Origin of the sequence: Albidovulum sediminis (assembly GCF_025380365.1) — a bacterium.
Classification (GTDB): Bacteria; Pseudomonadota; Alphaproteobacteria; order Rhodobacterales; family Rhodobacteraceae; genus Albidovulum; species Albidovulum sediminis.
Genome location: NZ_JAOCQF010000004.1, coordinates 106,827 through 122,619, shown reverse-complemented (window position 1 = coordinate 122,619; position 15,793 = coordinate 106,827). Strand labels below are relative to the sequence as shown.

At 67.5% G+C, this 15,793-nt stretch carries 13 protein-coding genes; 6 read left to right on the top strand and 7 right to left on the bottom strand.

Annotated elements, in window-relative coordinates; all coding sequences use genetic code 11:
• Positions 1-14 precede the first annotated feature (14 nt).
• From N5I32_RS18585 to N5I32_RS18570, 4 genes are all read left to right on the top strand, one after another.
• On the top strand, positions 15-575 hold the full coding sequence (locus tag N5I32_RS18585; protein ID WP_261497440.1) for a helix-turn-helix domain-containing protein: 561 nt from the start codon (positions 15-17) through the stop codon (positions 573-575).
• A 145-nt stretch (positions 576-720) separates the two neighbouring features.
• Positions 721-1,911, top strand: coding sequence for a glycine C-acetyltransferase (locus tag N5I32_RS18580; protein ID WP_261497439.1), 1,191 nt, complete (start codon positions 721-723; stop codon positions 1,909-1,911).
• An 11-nt stretch (positions 1,912-1,922) separates the two neighbouring features.
• Positions 1,923-2,948, top strand: coding sequence for an L-threonine 3-dehydrogenase (gene tdh / locus N5I32_RS18575; protein ID WP_261497472.1), 1,026 nt, complete (start codon positions 1,923-1,925; stop codon positions 2,946-2,948).
• 57 nt (positions 2,949-3,005) lie between these two features.
• The gene (locus N5I32_RS18570; protein WP_261497438.1) at positions 3,006-4,211 is read left to right on the top strand and encodes an aminotransferase class V-fold PLP-dependent enzyme; all 1,206 of its coding nucleotides are present in this window, start codon (positions 3,006-3,008) and stop codon (positions 4,209-4,211) included.
• Here the strand turns inward: N5I32_RS18570 and N5I32_RS18565 are convergent.
• Positions 4,178-6,586: an FAD-dependent oxidoreductase gene (locus N5I32_RS18565; RefSeq protein WP_261497437.1), complete on the bottom strand. Its 2,409-nt coding sequence runs from the start codon at positions 6,584-6,586 to the stop codon at positions 4,178-4,180. The genes N5I32_RS18570 and N5I32_RS18565 overlap by 34 nt on opposite strands.
• A gap of 122 nt (positions 6,587-6,708) precedes the next feature.
• On the opposite strand from N5I32_RS18565, the gene N5I32_RS18560 reads away from it, so the two are divergent.
• Positions 6,709-7,653 (top strand): LysR substrate-binding domain-containing protein, encoded by a 945-nt coding sequence (locus tag N5I32_RS18560; RefSeq protein ID WP_261497436.1) that lies wholly within the window; start codon positions 6,709-6,711, stop codon positions 7,651-7,653.
• Here the strand turns inward: N5I32_RS18560 and N5I32_RS18555 are convergent.
• Positions 7,650-8,420, bottom strand: a complete 771-nt coding sequence (locus N5I32_RS18555; protein WP_261497435.1) for an inositol monophosphatase family protein — start codon at positions 8,418-8,420, stop codon at positions 7,650-7,652. The genes N5I32_RS18560 and N5I32_RS18555 overlap by 4 nt on opposite strands.
• A 3-nt stretch (positions 8,421-8,423) precedes the next feature.
• Positions 8,424-9,209, bottom strand: a complete 786-nt coding sequence (locus N5I32_RS18550) for a DeoR/GlpR family DNA-binding transcription regulator (RefSeq protein WP_261497434.1) — start codon at positions 9,207-9,209, stop codon at positions 8,424-8,426.
• 74 nt (positions 9,210-9,283) lie between these two features.
• Between N5I32_RS18550 and N5I32_RS18545 the strand changes: the two genes are divergently transcribed.
• Positions 9,284-10,789, top strand: coding sequence for a sulfatase-like hydrolase/transferase (locus N5I32_RS18545; RefSeq protein WP_261497433.1), 1,506 nt, complete (start codon positions 9,284-9,286; stop codon positions 10,787-10,789).
• A gap of 4 nt (positions 10,790-10,793) precedes the next feature.
• Here N5I32_RS18545 and N5I32_RS18540 read toward each other — a convergent pair whose 3' ends face one another.
• The 4 genes from N5I32_RS18540 to N5I32_RS18525 form a co-directional block, all read right to left on the bottom strand.
• Positions 10,794-11,357 (bottom strand): TadE/TadG family type IV pilus assembly protein, encoded by a 564-nt coding sequence (locus N5I32_RS18540; protein WP_261497432.1) that lies wholly within the window; start codon positions 11,355-11,357, stop codon positions 10,794-10,796.
• A 10-nt stretch (positions 11,358-11,367) separates the two neighbouring features.
• Positions 11,368-11,889 (bottom strand): TadE/TadG family type IV pilus assembly protein, encoded by a 522-nt coding sequence (locus N5I32_RS18535; RefSeq protein ID WP_261497431.1) that lies wholly within the window; start codon positions 11,887-11,889, stop codon positions 11,368-11,370.
• Positions 11,886-13,430, bottom strand: a complete 1,545-nt coding sequence (locus tag N5I32_RS18530) for a TadE/TadG family type IV pilus assembly protein (protein ID WP_261497430.1) — start codon at positions 13,428-13,430, stop codon at positions 11,886-11,888. Before N5I32_RS18530 ends, N5I32_RS18535 begins: the two co-directional genes overlap by 4 nt.
• A 342-nt stretch (positions 13,431-13,772) precedes the next feature.
• Entirely contained in the window at positions 13,773-15,785 is a 2,013-nt protein-coding gene (locus N5I32_RS18525) for a hydantoinase/oxoprolinase family protein (protein WP_261497429.1), read from the bottom strand.
• Positions 15,786-15,793: the final 8 nt, after the last annotated feature.

Here is a 15,793-nt window from a genome sequence, read left to right as displayed (position 1 = left end):
ATCACCCTCACGCCATGAACACGCGCCCCGACATCCATGACCGCCTGGCCGCCTCGCTCAAGCAGGCGCGACGCGCCAAGGGGCTGAGCCTCGATGCCGTTGCGCGCCTCTCGGGTGTATCACGCTCGATGGTGAGCCAGATCGAACGTGGGGAATCGAGCCCGACGGTGGCGACGCTGTGGAACCTGACGCAGGCGCTGCAGGTCGATTTCGCGGGGTTGCTGGAGGGCAAGACCGCACCGGCCATCGAGGTGATCCGGGCCGAGGCGGCGCCGACCATCGCGGGGCGCGGCCGGGGCGTCACGATCCGCATCCTGTCGCCCGCCGAGTCCGCGGGCGAGCACGAGGTCTACGACCTGAGCTTCGCGGCTGGCGGCGCGCTGGTCAGCGACCCGCACGGTCCGGGCTGCCGCGAACATCTGACGGTGCTCGAGGGCGCGTTGCGTGTGGTCTCGGGCGAGGATCAGGACGACCTTCGGGCGGGCGACACCGCACGCTACTTCGCCGACCGTCCGCACCGGATCGAGGCGCCTGAGGCGGCGGCTCGAGCCATCCTGATCGTCCAGAACAGCTGAAAGGGCGGGGGGCCGCCTGCCCCCCGCGCCCCCCGGGAGTATTTCGGCCAGAATGAAGGGTATTCCGTGATACCGGACAGATATCCATCATATTGACAAATCCGCCCTTGCGGATATTGTTCCACCATATCGGAGGATTGATCCCATGTCGGACAAGGCGGCGTTCCTGACCCATCTGGTCGAAACCCTGAGCGGGATCGAGGCAGAGGGGCTCTACAAGCGCGAGCGGCTGATCACCTCGGCGCAGGGCGCGCATGTGACCGTGGCGGGACGTGACGTTCTGAACCTCTGCGCGAACAACTACCTGGGGCTTGCCGATCACCCGCAGCTGGTCGCGGCGGCGAGGGTGGCGATGGACGACCACGGCTATGGCATGGCCTCGGTCCGGTTCATCTGCGGCACGCAGGATCTGCACAGGGCGCTGGAGACGCGGATCGCGCGGTTCCTTGGCAAGGACGACTCGATCCTGTTCGCCGCCTGCTTCGATGCGAACGGAGGGCTTTTCGAGCCGCTTCTGGGCCCGGAGGATGCGGTTATCTCGGACGCGCTCAACCACGCCTCGATCATCGACGGCATCCGGCTTTGCAAGGCGAAACGCTATCGCTATGCCAACTCCGACATGACCGATCTCGAGGCACAGCTGAAGGCCGCGCGGGCCGACGGCACCCGTTTCATCCTGATCGCGACGGACGGCGTCTTTTCGATGGACGGCTATCTGGCGAAGCTGCCGGAGATCACGGCGCTGGCGGCGAAATACGGCGCGCTGACGATGGTCGACGATTGCCACGCAACCGGATTCATGGGGCCCGAGGGACGCGGGACGCCCGCCCATGCCGGCGTCGGGGTCGACATCCTGACCGGCACGCTGGGCAAGGCGCTGGGAGGCGCGCTTGGCGGCTACATCGCCGGGCCGCAGCCGGTCATCGACCTTTTGCGGCAGCGGGCGCGGCCCTATCTCTTCTCCAACGCGCTGCCCCCCGCCGTGGTCGCCGCCGGGATCGCGGCGATCGACCTTGTCGAGGCAGCCGACGACCTGCGGGCGCGCCTGTTCGAGAATGCGCGCTACTGGCGCGCGGGGCTTGAGGATGCAGGCTTCCGGCTTCTGCCAGGAGAGCACCCGATCGTGCCGGTGATGCTGGGCGACGCGGCGCTGTCGCAGCGGATGGCGTCCGCACTTTACGATCGCGGCGTCTATGTCGCGGGGTTCTTCTTTCCGGTCGTGCCGAAAGGGCAGGCCCGCATTCGCACGCAGATGAACGCGCGCCTGTCGCGCGACGATCTGGATTTCGCGCTCGACGCCTTCCGGGGCGCGGGCAAGGCCACGGGAGCGATCTGATGCGCAACGACATGAAGGCACTGGCAAAGCTGAAGCCCGAGGTCGGGCTGTGGATGGACCACCGCCCGGTCCCCGAGATCGGGCCCGACGACGTGCTGATCCGCATCCGCAAGACCGGGATCTGCGGCACCGACATCCACATCTGGAACTGGGACGAATGGGCGGCACGGACGGTGCCCGTGGGTCTGGTCACCGGGCACGAGTTCGCGGGTGAGATCGTCGAGATCGGGAAGAACGTCGAGGGGCTGGCGATCGGCCAGCGCTGCTCGGGCGAGGGGCACCTGATCGGCAAGCAGTCGCGCCAGTCGCGCGCGGGCAAGTTCCACCTCGATCCGGCGACGCGCGGCATCGGCGTGAACGAACAGGGCGCCTTCGCCGAATACCTGCGCCTGCCCGCCTTCAACGTCGTGCCGCTGCCCGACGAGATCGACGACGAGATCGGGGCGATCCTCGATCCTCTGGGCAACGCGGTCCACACCGCGCTGTCCTTCGACCTTGTGGGCGAGGACGTTCTGATCACGGGGGCCGGGCCCATCGGCATCATGGCGGCGGCCGTCGCCCGCCATGTCGGCGCGCGTCATGTCGTGATCACCGACATCAACCAGGACCGGCTTGACCTTGCCGCCCGTGTCACCGACGTCGTTCCCGTGAACGTGGCGCGGCAGGATCTGCGCGAGGTCGAGGGCGCGCTGAGAATGAAGGAGGGCTTCGACGTCGGCATGGAAATGTCCGGCAGCCAGGTCGCGCTGGACCAGATGGTCGAGAACATGGTGATGGGCGGGCGCATCGCGATGCTGGGCATCCCGCCGGGCAAGTCGCCGGTCGACTGGAGCCGGATCGTCTTCAAGGCGATCACCATCAAGGGTGTCTACGGGCGCGAGATCTTCGAGACCTGGTACAAGATGATCGCGATGCTTGAAAACGGCCTCGACATCCGCCGCGTGATCACCCACCGCTTCAAGGTCGCCGACTTCCGCGAAGGGTTCGAGATCATGCGCTCGGGCAAAAGCGGCAAGGTCGTGCTGGACTGGGAATGACCCGGGCTTTCGCCGCCGCGCCACGGTGATAGTCTGCCGCCAGAGCGGGAGGGCATCTTGGCGCGCGGACTGACGGACCTGTTTGCACTCGACCCTTCGGTCACCTTTCTCAACCACGGCTCCTACGGGGCCTGCCCGGCAATCGTGATCGCCGCACAGCGCGGGTGGCAGGACGCGCTGGAGCGCCAGCCGGTTGCCTTCATGGACCCGCGCCACCTGCGCGCCCGCTTTGCCGAGGTGCGCGCGGCACTTGCGGCCGAACTGGGCGCGCGGGCGGAGGACCTGGTCTGGGCCACCAACGCGACCGAGGCGCTGAACCTTGTTGCGCGCGCCCTGCCGCTTCAGCCGGGCGACGAGATCCTGACGACCGATCACGAATATGCCGCGATCGACAAGACCTGGGATTTCGTCTGCCGCAGGACCGGCGCGGTCGTGCGGCGGGCCGAGGTGCCGGTGCCGCTCGTGTCCGAGGAGGCGTTCACGGAGGCGGTGCTGGCCCGCCTGTCGCCCCGGACCAGGGTCCTGTCTCTCAGCCATGTCACCTCTCCCACCGCCCTGGCGCTGCCGATCGGGCGGGTGGTGGCCGAGGCGCGGCGGCAGGGGATTCTGACCGTGGTCGACGGCGCCCACGCACCGGGGCTGATTGCGTTGTCGCTCGACGCGCTTGGCGCGGATTTTTACGCGGGCAACTGTCACAAGTGGCTGATGTCCCCGAAGGGCGCCGGGTTCCTTCATGTGCGCGCGGCTATGAAGGGGCTTCTCGCGCCTTCCATCATCAGTCACGGCTGGGCGCCCGGGCTATCGCCTCGCGATTCCGGACCCTTGGGCGACGACGCGTTTCTGGACGCGTTTCAGTTCCGCGGCACGCGCGACCCATCCGCCTGGCTGTCGGTCACGGCGGCACTGGCCTTCCGGCGGGAACATGACTGGGCAGCGGTCAGCGCGGACTGCCGGCGCCTTGCCATCGACGCCGCGCGCCTTATCGCCGGCGACCTGGGCGCCGGTCTTCTGGCGGCAGAGCCGTTCCTGACCCAGATGGTCGCGATTACGGTTCCCTCCTGCGATCCGCTTCAGCTGCACGATGCGCTTCTTGCCGAAGACGGTATCGAGATCCCGGTGTTTCGCTGGAAGGACCGGACCTTCGTGCGCCTCTCCATCCAGGCCTACAACACCGAAGCGGATACCGAGCGGCTGCGGCACGCGCTGCTGCGCCGTTTCGCGGGCGGGGATCAGGCGCGCATCCGGGTGCCTTCGGGGTCGTAGACCGGACGCGGCCTCAGCGCCGCGGCACGGCGGCGCCCCAGCACCTCGACCTCGTAGGCCGCCCCCGGCTGCCACGCGTCGGGCAGGACGTATCCCATCGCGATGTGTTCGCCGACAAAGGGCCCCCACCCGCCCGAGGTGACGTATCCGACCGCCTCTCCGTCCAGAAAGACCGCCTCGCCGCCCCAGACGGCGTCGGCTCCGGCATCGACGCTGAAGGTGGCAATCCGTTCCCGCATGGGGGGATCGGACATCACCGCATCGCGGCCGGTGAAGTCCCCCTTCTCCAGCGCCAAATGCCGCATCAGCCCCGCCTCCCGCGGGGTGTAGTCGGCCGAGAGTTCCGGCCCCCAGGCGGGGAAGGACTTTTCCAGCCGCGTCATCATCAGGCTGCGGCTTCCCGCAAGGCCAAGGCCGCGGGTCCTCCCCGCACCGAGGATCGCGTCGAATATCCGCGGCTGGCTGTCGCGCGGCATGTAAAGCTCATACCCGCATTCGCCTGTGAAGGAGACGCGCAGGACCACGACATCGGGCACCCCGGCGACGGTCAGGCTGGCGGCCGACAGGAAGGGAAAGTGCCAGTTGTCGAGATCGGCAAGCGCCACCTCAGCCAGGATCGAGCGCGCCTCCGGTCCGCACAGATGCAGCCCCGCAAGCGTCGCGGACAGGTTGGAGACCCGGACACCCTCTGCCGGAAGCGCACTGTCGAAGCGGCGCTGGAAGGCCAGTTGCATCGCATCCGACCCGAGGACGAGGTAGCGGCCGGGTGCCAGGCAGGCCACCGAAAGGTCCCCGGCAAGGCGCCCCTGCGGGGTCAGCATCGGGCAAAGCGCCATGCGGCCCGCCGCCGGAATGCGCCCGGCCAGGATGCGGTCCAGCCAGGCTTCGGCGCCCGGCCCCTCGACCGCGAACTTGGCAAGGGCGGAGAACTCCATCAACCCTGCCGCCTCGCGGATTCGGCGGCCTTCGTCGGCGACGGGATGCCACCAGTTCGGCTGCCGGTAGCTCAGCGTGTCCCGCTGGCCGGGCCGGTCCGCGAACCAGTTCGGATGTTCGTTGCCGAAGGAAAAGCCGAAGACGCCCCCGGCCGCCGCCAGACGGTCTTGCACTGGTGTCGGGAAGATCGGGCGCCCCGCCTCGATCTCCTGGCCGGGATAGCCCCGTTCGCAGCGATGCTCGTAAAAGTATCGCGTACGCGCCTCGGTGAAGGCACCCTGCGCCCAGTCGCCGAACCGCGCCACATCCCAGGCCATGACATCCATGCCGGGGTCGCCCTCGATGATCCAGTCGGCCACGACCTTGCCCACGCCCGGCCCCTGGTTGAAGCCTGTCATCACCCCGTTCGCGCAGAAATAGTTCCTGAGAGCGGGATGCGGGCCAAGCAGCGGCGAAAGGTCGGGCGAGAACATCATCGGGCCGTTGATCACGCGCCTGATGCCAGCGGTCGCAAGACAGGGCATCATCTCGACCGCGCGTTCGAAGTTCCAGTCCATCCGCGACAGGTCATCCGGCAGAAGCTCGTGCCCGAAGTCGGCGGGCGTGCCCTCTTTCGACCAGTGCGTGCAGCGTCCCTCATAGGCGCCGAACAGAAGCCCCTGACCCTCCTGGCGGGCGTAACAGCCGATTTCGTTGTCGTTGATCTGCGGCAGTTCGAAGCCGAGCCGGGCGATTTCGGGAATCGTCTCGGTCACAAGATAATGGTGCTCGACCGGCATCAGCGGCAGGGAGATGCCGGCCATGCGCCCGACCTCGCGCGCCCAGAGACCGGCGGCATTGACGACATGTTCGGCATGAATGGTGCCGCGGTCCGTCACCACGTCCCAGCTGCCGTCTGCGCGGGGGCGGGTGGCGCGGACCGGGGTATGGCGCTCGATCGCCGCGCCAAGCTTTCGCGCCGCCGCCGCGAACGCCTGCGTGGCCGAGGCGGGATCGACATGCCCTCCCTCCTCCTCCCAGAGCGCGGCAATCATGCGCCCGGGGTCGAGGATGGGGCAGCGCGACGCGGCCTCTTCGGGTGACAGGAAGTGGCTTTCGATCCCCAGCCTGCGGCAGGCGCTTTGCAGCATCTGGTGGGACAGCACCTCATCCTCGCTGCGGCACAGGCTGATGCCTCCGGTCAGGTGAAAGCCGACGGGCTGGCCGCTTTCCCGCTCGATCTCGCGGTAACTGCGGAAGGAATGAAGCTGCAGGGCGGCCGCAATGTTCGGCCGGGTCAGAGTGAAGAGGCTGCCCGCGGCATGCCAACTCGACCCCGAGGTGAGTTCCTGGCGTTCCAGAAGGACAACGTCCCGCCAACCCGCCCTTGCCAGGTGATACAGCACCGAACAGCCGACGATGCCGCCGCCGATGACAACCACGCGCGCCTGCTTCTGCATGAACCCCTCCTCGATCTTCAGATCAGTTTTCTTCGTCCGCAGGTCGTCAGGCAAGCCCGATCAGGTCTGGCGCATGGCAGAGGGGATTGCGGCATATCGCAATACGCATTAGAAAAACTAATATGATTGCGAACCTGCCTTACACCGCGCTCAGGACCTTCGAATCCGTCGTGCGACTGCGCGGCTTCGGACGGGCGGCCGAGGAGCTTGGCGTCACGCAAAGCGCCGTCAGCCAGCATGTCAAGTCGCTCGAGGAATGGCTGGGGCGGCGTCTGATCAACCGTGGCGGCGGGCGCGCGTCCCCGACCGACGAAGGCATCCGGCTTGCCGCCGCGGTCGCCCAGGGCTTCGGCCAGGTCGCGTCCCTTTGCCACGACCTGCGCGACGACACCGCGCAGAACCTGACCATAGGCCTTTCCTGCCTGCCAGGCTTTGCCTACAACTGGCTGTTCCCGCGGCTGATCAACTTCGACCAGCTTCACCCGGAATTCCCGGTGTCGATCATCACCTCGGCGACGCTGACCAACTTTACCGATGACGAGGCGGACCTTGCCATCCGCTACGGGCTGGGCGGCTATGCGGGTCTTCACGTCGAACCGCTTCTGGCCGAGCGGATCTTCCCTGTCTGCGCGCCGTCGCTGCTGGAGAAGGGCCCGCCCCTGCGCGACGTCGCGGACCTGGCCCGTCACACGCTGCTTGTCGATGACATCGCCGATATCGGAGGGTCACCGCCGACCTGGGACTATTGGGCGAAGGAAGCGGGCGTGGTGCTGCCCAAACCCGCACGGACCCGCCGCTTCGGCCAGTCGAACATGGTGGTGCAGGCGGCCGTGCGGGGCCTTGGCGTGGCGCTCGGGCGCGAGCCGCTGGTCATCGACGCGCTCTGCGAGGGGACGCTGGTGCGCCCGTTTCCGCAGATGGTCGTCTCCCAGTTTTCCTACTGGCTCGTCTGCCCGACCGGGGCGCTGAAGTCGGACCGCATCCGCGCCATCCGCGACTGGCTGGTCGAGGAAGCCCAGCGCCAGCCGGAGATCCCCGCGGGTTCGTCCGTTGCCGCGTCCGGTTAGCCCCGGATCGAGGCCAGGGCCTTTGCGTGAAGCTCTGCCGAAGCGGCGGCGACGACCGGGACGTTGTGACCCATCCCCATGGGATTGCCGTCCCAATCGGTCATGACGCCCCCCGCCTCGGCGACCAGAAGGGCGACGGGGTGATAGTCGTAGGGCTGCAGGTCATAGTCCACGATCACATCCACATGCCCCATCGCCAGCAGCCCGTAGGGATAGCAATCGTAGGACAGCCGGCGCGTGGTGCCGAAGTTCATCAGCCGGTCAAAGACATCCGGCCGCGCCCGCCAGATCTTCTCCCCCTCGTTGACATAGATCGCCGCACCCGTCGCATCGGTCCGACCCGAGGTGCGGATGCGGGCGCCATTCAGGAAGGCGCCGCCACCGGCCTCCGCCGCGAAGATCTCGCCTGTGGCCGGGATCGACACCACCGCCAGCCGGGCCGCCCCCCGATGCAACCAGGCGAGAAGAAAGCCGAAAAGCGGGTGGCCGGTGATGAAGCTGCGGGTGCCGTCGATCGGATCGACGATCCAGAGGTCATCCCCGTCCGCCCGCTCGACCCCGTGCTCCTCGCCGAAGATGCCATGATCGGGGAATCGGGCGGTGATGATCCGGCGCACCTCCTCCTCCACCCCCCGGTCGGCCGCGGTCACGGGGCTTTCATCGGCCTTGAACTCGACCCCCAGACGCGTGCGGAAATGGGCAAGTGCGACCGGCCGCGCCGCCTCTGCTATGGCGATGGCGTCGGCAAGGGTTGCGGCAGCGGTCATGGTTCAGTCCTTCTTCTTCGCAATCAGGGTGACGACTTCGGCCAGGGCAAGGGCGCGGGCGATTGCCTCGGGCGGGGGACGGTCGGTGACCATCAGATCGACGTCCTCGGCCGAAACGGTCGCAACCGGGGTCTGCCGGCCGAACTTCTCATGATCGACGCCGACGATGCAGCGGCGCGCGCGGGCAGCGGCGGTCCGGGCGACGCTTGCCTCGGCCGGGTTGAAGACGGTGAAGCCGGTCCGTTCGGTCAGCCCGTTGGCCGACAGGATCGCCACGTCGAAGGCATAGCCGCGGATCGCCTGTTCGGCCATCGGGCCGTAAGTCCCGCGCTCCTCCCCGCCCAGTTCTCCGCCGGTCAGGAACACGCGATTGTCGTTGTGGTTGGCCAGCAGATCGGCCGTCCTGATCGAGTTCGTCACCACCAGCAGCCGGCGCCGCGACCGCAGCGCCTCGGCGACGAAGCTGGTGGTGGAGCCCACGTCGAGGAAAAGGCACATGCCGTCCTGGATTTCCTCGGCGATCAGGGCGGCGATGCGCGCCTTGCCTTCGGCGTTCTGGGCGATGCGCTGGTAGAACCCCGGCTCCGCCCCCACAAGCAGCGTGCCGCCGTGCATCCGCTCCACCCGCCCCTCGCGTTCCAGTTGCTTGGCGAGGCGCCGCACCGTCTCTTCCGACACCTCGAGCGAACGGGCAATCTCGGCGTTGCGGGCGGACCCGCCATAGCGCCGCAGCACCTCGAGCAATTCGTGTTCGCGGTGGCTGGCCTTCGCGGGCTTGCTTTTCGGCATGGATTCCCCCTGCGAAACCTCATACACATATTTTCACACATAAGACCACAGATTTGAACGCGAGAGGATCCGACATGGCCCCGGCGGAAAACATCCTGTTCGTGGTGATCGACCAGTTGCGGGCCGATTGCCTTTGGGGGGCGCTGGCCAGCCATGCCGTCATGCCCAACATCCAGGCGCTTGCGGCGGACGGCGTGGCGTTCCGCAACCATTATTCCGTCGCCAATCCTTGCGGGCCGGCGCGCGCCTCGCTTCTGACCGGGCAGTACGCGATGAACCACCGCTCGGTCCGCAACGGCACGCCGCTGCCGCACGACAAGCCCAATCTCGCGACCGAGGCGCGCAAGGCCGGTTACCAACCGCTGCTGTTCGGCTACACCGACATCGCGCTCGACCCGCGCGTGCATCACCCGAACGACCCGGCGCTGCGGTCCTACGAACGCGTCATCCCCGGCTTTGACGAGGTGTTGGAGATGCGGCTTGAGGAAGGCATTCCCTGGCGCGCGCATCTTCTGAACCGGGGATACGATGTGCCGGACTATCCCGACATCTTCCGCCACGCCGGCCCGGATTTGACCGATCCGCCGCTCTACCGGGCCGAGGACAGCGATACGGCGTTCCTGACCGACCGGGCGATTTCCCACCTGCGGGCCCTTCGCCCCGGCTGGTTCGCCCATGTCACCTACCTGCGCCCCCACCCGCCGCTGGTCGCGCCCGAGCCGTGGAACCGCCTGGTCGACCCGGCCACCCTGCCGCTTCCCGTGCGCCCTGCCGGTCGCGAGGAGACGGCGGCATCGCACCCTTACATCGCGCCGACGCTTGCCGCCAACACCGCTGCCGGCATGGTCGTGGGCTTCCCCGACCTTCAGCCCGACGACGACGTGGTGCGCACCCTCAGGGCGCTCTATCTCGGGCTGGCCGCCGAGGTGGACCATCACCTGGGCCGCCTGATCGGCTGGCTGAAGGAGAGCGGCCAGTACGAACACACGCTGATCGTCGTCACTGCCGACCATGGCGAGATGCTGGGCGATCACCACGCCTGGGGTAAGATGAGCTTTCACGACCCTGCCTGGCATGTCCCCCTGATCGTGCGCGATCCGCGCGACGCCTCGGCGCTGGGAACGTCGACAGACCTTCCGACCGAGTCGATCGACATCACCCCCACGATCCTCGATTGGATCGGGCAGGACATCCCCCCGACGATGGACGGGCGCAGCCTGCGGCCGCTCATCTCGGGCGGGCCCGCCCAGGACTGGCGCGATCACACCGTCTCCGAACTCGACTTCGGCAACCCGCTGGAGCCGACACCCTGGCAACGCTCGCTTGGTCTTCCTGCGGATCGCTGCAACCTGTCGATCCTGCGGACGCGGACCCATACGCTGGTCCACTTCAACGGTGGTCTGCCGCCGCTGCTGTTCGACCGCCGCGACGGGCCGGCCGCCATCGACCGCGCGGGCGAACCGGGGGCCGGGCCGCTGCTTCTGGACCTGACGCGCCGCCTGCTTGACCACCGGATGACCCACGCCGAAGGCCGGTTCGCACGAACGCTCGCGACAGCGCGGGGCACTGTCACGGCCTGAGGCGTCAGCTTGACGGGTCGAAGATGACCTGGCTTGCGAACCGGGGGCGGGTCACGATGACGTGCCGTGTCCAACCGGACTGCGCGCGCGTCAGGGACTCCAGCCCCATGTCGAAGACCGGCTTGAACGGAAGATAGCTTTCCACCAGCAGGACCGTGTCGCCGGTGGCCATCGCGGGGATGTACTGCGCCATGGGCTGGAGCGTGTCGTCGGTGAGCGCGACGTACTCGCCGGTCGAGTCGGACCACTGGCGACGGAACTTGTTCTGGACACTGTCCCAATAGACCGATGTGACGCGAATCCACGCCGGGTCGCGCGCGAAGGTGAGATAGGCGAAAACCTCGTTCAGCCCGTCGATATCGTCCGGCCCCACCGCGTCGACCTGCCGCGACAGCATATCGGCGATCGCATAGGTGGCCTTGAGGGAAATGCTCCGCTGACGGAACGCCTCGAAGATCGTGAAACTGCCGATGAATGCCCAGATGAGGATCGGCAGGATCATGATCGCCTCGACGGAGATCACGCCGCGCTCGGACCGTACGAAGGATCGCATCCGCTGAAGCATCATGGACACCTCATCACGGCTCGTTGACAAAGGTGGAGGCCGCCACGAGCGCGTAGTTGCCCGCGCCGTCGTTCCGCAGGCTCAGGCCGAGGACCGAGGTCGGCAGGATGGGCTCGAACTTCGAACATACCCGGATCAACATGAGATCGTTCGCCCCCCCCTGCGTGACCGTCGTGACCGGCTGCACTTCCTCCGACCGGTCGATGCAGGCGACCGGAGCAGGCGGCATCTGCCAGGTCGTCGTGGAAACCCGCTGCAACTCGACCGACAGGCTGTCGATGCAGTCCGGCAGGATCAGGGAGTTCCGGCAGATTTCGCGTTTCAGATCGTCGTGGTCGGGAAACATCAGCGTCCCGATCCGCAGGTCGCGCACGGTCACATCCAGCCCGCGTTCGAGCATGACGTAGCGCAGCATCAGGATGCCCGACTCGACCGACGACAGGAAGACGCCGAAGAACAGCGGAAACCAGAGGACGAACTCGACCGTCACCGCGCCGCTGTCACGTCCAAGAAGGCGCCGGAGGGCGGCGATCATTGCGTCAACCTCAGCGCGTTGATGGCGCTGGCGATGCCGGCGAAGGCGTCCGAGATCGTGGTGCCTTCCGCGTCGTAGTAATAGGCATCGGCCGTCGCGCAGTCCTGCAGGACCGCGCGGCCTTCGTTGGGCGCCTCGAAACCGATCGCGAAGACGACGACCCCCTGCTGCTTCGCGGCATTGCAGACCGCCAGAAGCTGATCGTCCTTGACGCCGTAGCTGGTCCTGGTGATGGCATTGCTTGCGAAACTGGAGCTGCCCGTCGCTTCCTTGACATAGTTGGTGCTGAAGTACGGCACGCTCATCAGCGACCAGACGTCCGCATAGTCGAGGACCGTGTAGCTGCCACCGATGAAGGAGAGCGAGCGCCAACGATTGGCACTGGTGTCATAGAAGTCGGACGTGCCCGAGCGCGGCGGGTAATAGTAGTAGTACTTGTTGTCTTTTCCCTTCACGAGGCTCGACGGGCCGGACTTGTACTGATCGCGGATGGCGTAGGTGTTGGTATTCTGACCGTCGGTCATGACAACCACCACCTTCAGCGCATCGTCCAGCCCGTAGTCGAACGGCCGGCCGGCCAGGGCGGCGTCCGTCTTGCCCTCGCTGATGCGCGTATCGACAAGCGGCCGCAGCGCCGGGTCAAGAAGGGCCACGCCCCATTTCATGCCGACGTCGATCGCGGTATCGCCACCATCCTGAAGCTGGTTGATGCGGGTCTTCAGGGTGCTGCGGCTGTTGCCAAGCGCCAGGACGTCATGGTCGGCCTGCTGCTGGCATTCGATGAAGTACGGCGGCGAATAGCTGTAGCGGAAATCCCCGTGCGCCGCGCGCTTGAGAAGCTGCGTCGGACTGATACCCGCGGAACCGAAATCCGCCGCCGTGAAGTCCGCGCAGTGCGACCTGTTGTGCTCGATGGTAAAGTTGAAATCGCCGCCAAGGTCGGAGCCGAGCGCCACCTGTTGATTGTAGGGCACAAGCGACATCGACAGCTTGCCCGCCGGAAGACCGGGGGCCTGGATCGAATCGAACATGGTGTCGACGAACTCGCCCGCCGCGACGCGCAGCAACTGGATCTTCGTGTCGCTGCTGCCCGCGCCTGTGTCTCCCATGGAGCCGGAGACGTCGAGCACGAGGGAAATCTCGACATTGCCGATGTTTTCCTCGGCGGTGCTGCCGGCGGGGGAGGAGAACTGATCGACATCCACCAGGCGCACGAACATCGTCGGCACCGTCACCCGTGTCGTCGCCTGCACGCTGCGGAAGTTCAGGCCTTCATTGACGCTGACATCCACAGGAGAATCGTCAAGACCGGCGCGCTCGAAATAGTCGGCGACGACGTCCGTGGGCTCCAGCGCCTGGTTGATGTCGGCCGCTGCCAGAACCGCGCTGTCGAGCGTTGCCTGCATGCGGGTGCGGCGTTCCTCGAAATGGGCCATGTCGACGGCCAGACCGGCGACCATGAGAATGCCGAGAAACAGAAACAGGCTCAGGACGATTATGGAACCACGGTCGCGGCGGGCAAAGCGCACGACACCGGCCAAGACACGGGCACGGCACGGATCAAGGTCAATGGCTCCGCGAAGACGTCCCGACATGAAACTTCCCCAAACTCAACCCTTGGTTGATGACATGTCACGGATATGCGGAAACGATTCAGGCGTATGTATGGGGAAATCATGGCCCAATCTGGGCAATTCTCCGATCGCGCCTGGCGGCTGGCCTGAAGAAACCAACATTTTCGAAGGAGCGATGGTTTCCGCGCCGGCCCTCAGCGGACCGAGATCATGTCATTTGCAAGACGCTGCCACATGCGACGCTTTTCCGGACCCGGAACGCCCTACAACCCTGAGGCTATCCGGCAGAGACGCGCGTTTCTGGTGCGGTCAGCCGATGGCGATGCGCGGGCGCCCCTGGGCGGTGACGCGCAGCCGCGCCTCGATGAACATCGGCTGGCCCTCGACCTCGATTTCCCGCACGTCGCGATCGACGATCAGGCGCAGTTCCTCGACCCCCGAGGCACGCGCCTTCGCCATCGCCTCCTCGGTCAGCGCGGTTTCGAGCGCGGCCAGCGCATCGGCCTGTGCGGCAAACCGAGCCGGACCCGCGGGCAGGTGGGCGGAAAAGATGCCCGGCCCCGGGCTGGTCACGATCCCCTCGGCGTGCATCGCGATCTGGCCCACGACCGCGCCGATGGCATTGGCAACGCCCGCATGCTCCGGCAGGATCATCCGGGCGCCAAGGCGCGCGCCCACCGCGCCGTAGTAGGACGGTGCCGAAGCGCCCAGCCCGATCACCGGCACCCCCAGGCTCGCGTTCAGGCGAACGACACCGCGATGGCCGGAGAAGGCCGCGCGCGTCAGCGGATGGCGGGCCAGTCCCTCGGGCGCCTCGCCCGGCCAGGATTGCGCGTCCTCGCCGAAGGCGGCCTCCAGAAGGCAGTCGACGGTCTGCTGCGTCAACTGGTCGACGATCCGTTCCGCCAGCATCTCCGCTGACGGCGCGATGCGGTCGCCGCGGCCGTTGCGCCGGCGCGCGAACAGCGTCAGCGCCTTGCGCGCCGCCTCGGCGTCCCAACTGTCGAGACGGCCAAGGACATGGGCCGCGTCCGACGGCGTCACCCCCGAGAGCATCACCGCCCCGCGCGAGACGAGCTTTGTCAACGCCGGCAGTTCCAGCCGCGTCCTGACCGCGTCGGCGATCCGCATCGGCCCCGCCTGCAGACGCTCGGCCACCGCCGCCTCGCGCGGGCCAAGGCCCGCAGGCGCGGCACCCCGCCACATCGGGATGGCGAAGCGGCCGTCATGCTCGCCCACCGCCTCCATCCCAAGCCAGGCATCCAGCGCGCCGTGGACCAGATCGGGCCAGTCGCGCGCCGCAAGGGCGATCGGCATCAGCCGGCGCGGGCCAAGCCGCAAACCGGCTTCCAGCCCTTCGAGCAGGTGAACCTCGCTGTCCCCGCCAAGGCCGGTGGTGCGCATCGCCACCGCCTCGACCATGGTGCGATAGGGCCCGACGCGCGCGCCGAGCGGGTCGATCTGCGGCTTGCCGTCGCGCAACAGGCAGACGTCGGTGGTCGTGCCGCCGATGTCGGACACCAGCGCCTCGTTCTCACCCGTCAGCCAGCTTGCCCCGGCGATCGAGGCGGCCGGCCCGGACAGGATCGTCTCGATCGGCCGTTCGCGCGCAAGGCCCGCCGACACCAGCGCCCCGTCGCCGCGCACCACCATCAGGGGCGCGGCGATGCCCAGCAGGGCCATGTGCGCCTCGCAGGCCGTGATCAGCCCGTCGATCATCCCGATGAGGCGCGCGTTGAGAACCGCCGTCAACGCACGGCGCGGGCCGTTCAGCCCGGCAGAAAGCTCGTGAGAGCAGGTGACGGGGCGATGGGCAAGCCGCCGGATCGCGTCGCGCGCCGCAACCTCGTGCGCGGGGTTGCGGGTGGCGAAGGCCGAGGCGACGGCAAAGCCCGTGACCTCGGGCCCGAGGCGAAGGGCGGCCGATTCTACCGCAACCATGTCCAGCGGCGCGGCCTCGGCGCCCGCGTGGTTGTGGCCGCCCGCGATGCGCACTACCGGATCGCCCCTCATCGCCTCCTCAAGCCCCGCGCGCGCAAGTTCCGCCGCCTCAAACCCGATGAAGATCAGCGCGACACGGCCGCCCTGCCCTTCGACAAGGGCGTTGGTGGCAAGCGTGGTGGACAGCGACACCAGACCGACCTCGGACGCGGCAATGCCGGCCTGCGCCACCGCGGCGTCAATCGCCCGCCCAACGCCCAGGGACAGATCGGGCCGGGTCGTCAGCGACTTGGCCGACGCGATGACGCGGTCCTCGGCTTCGTCCAGGATGACCGCGTCGGTATAGGTTCCGCCGGTATCGACGCCCAGAAGATATGCCATCCGCGCCC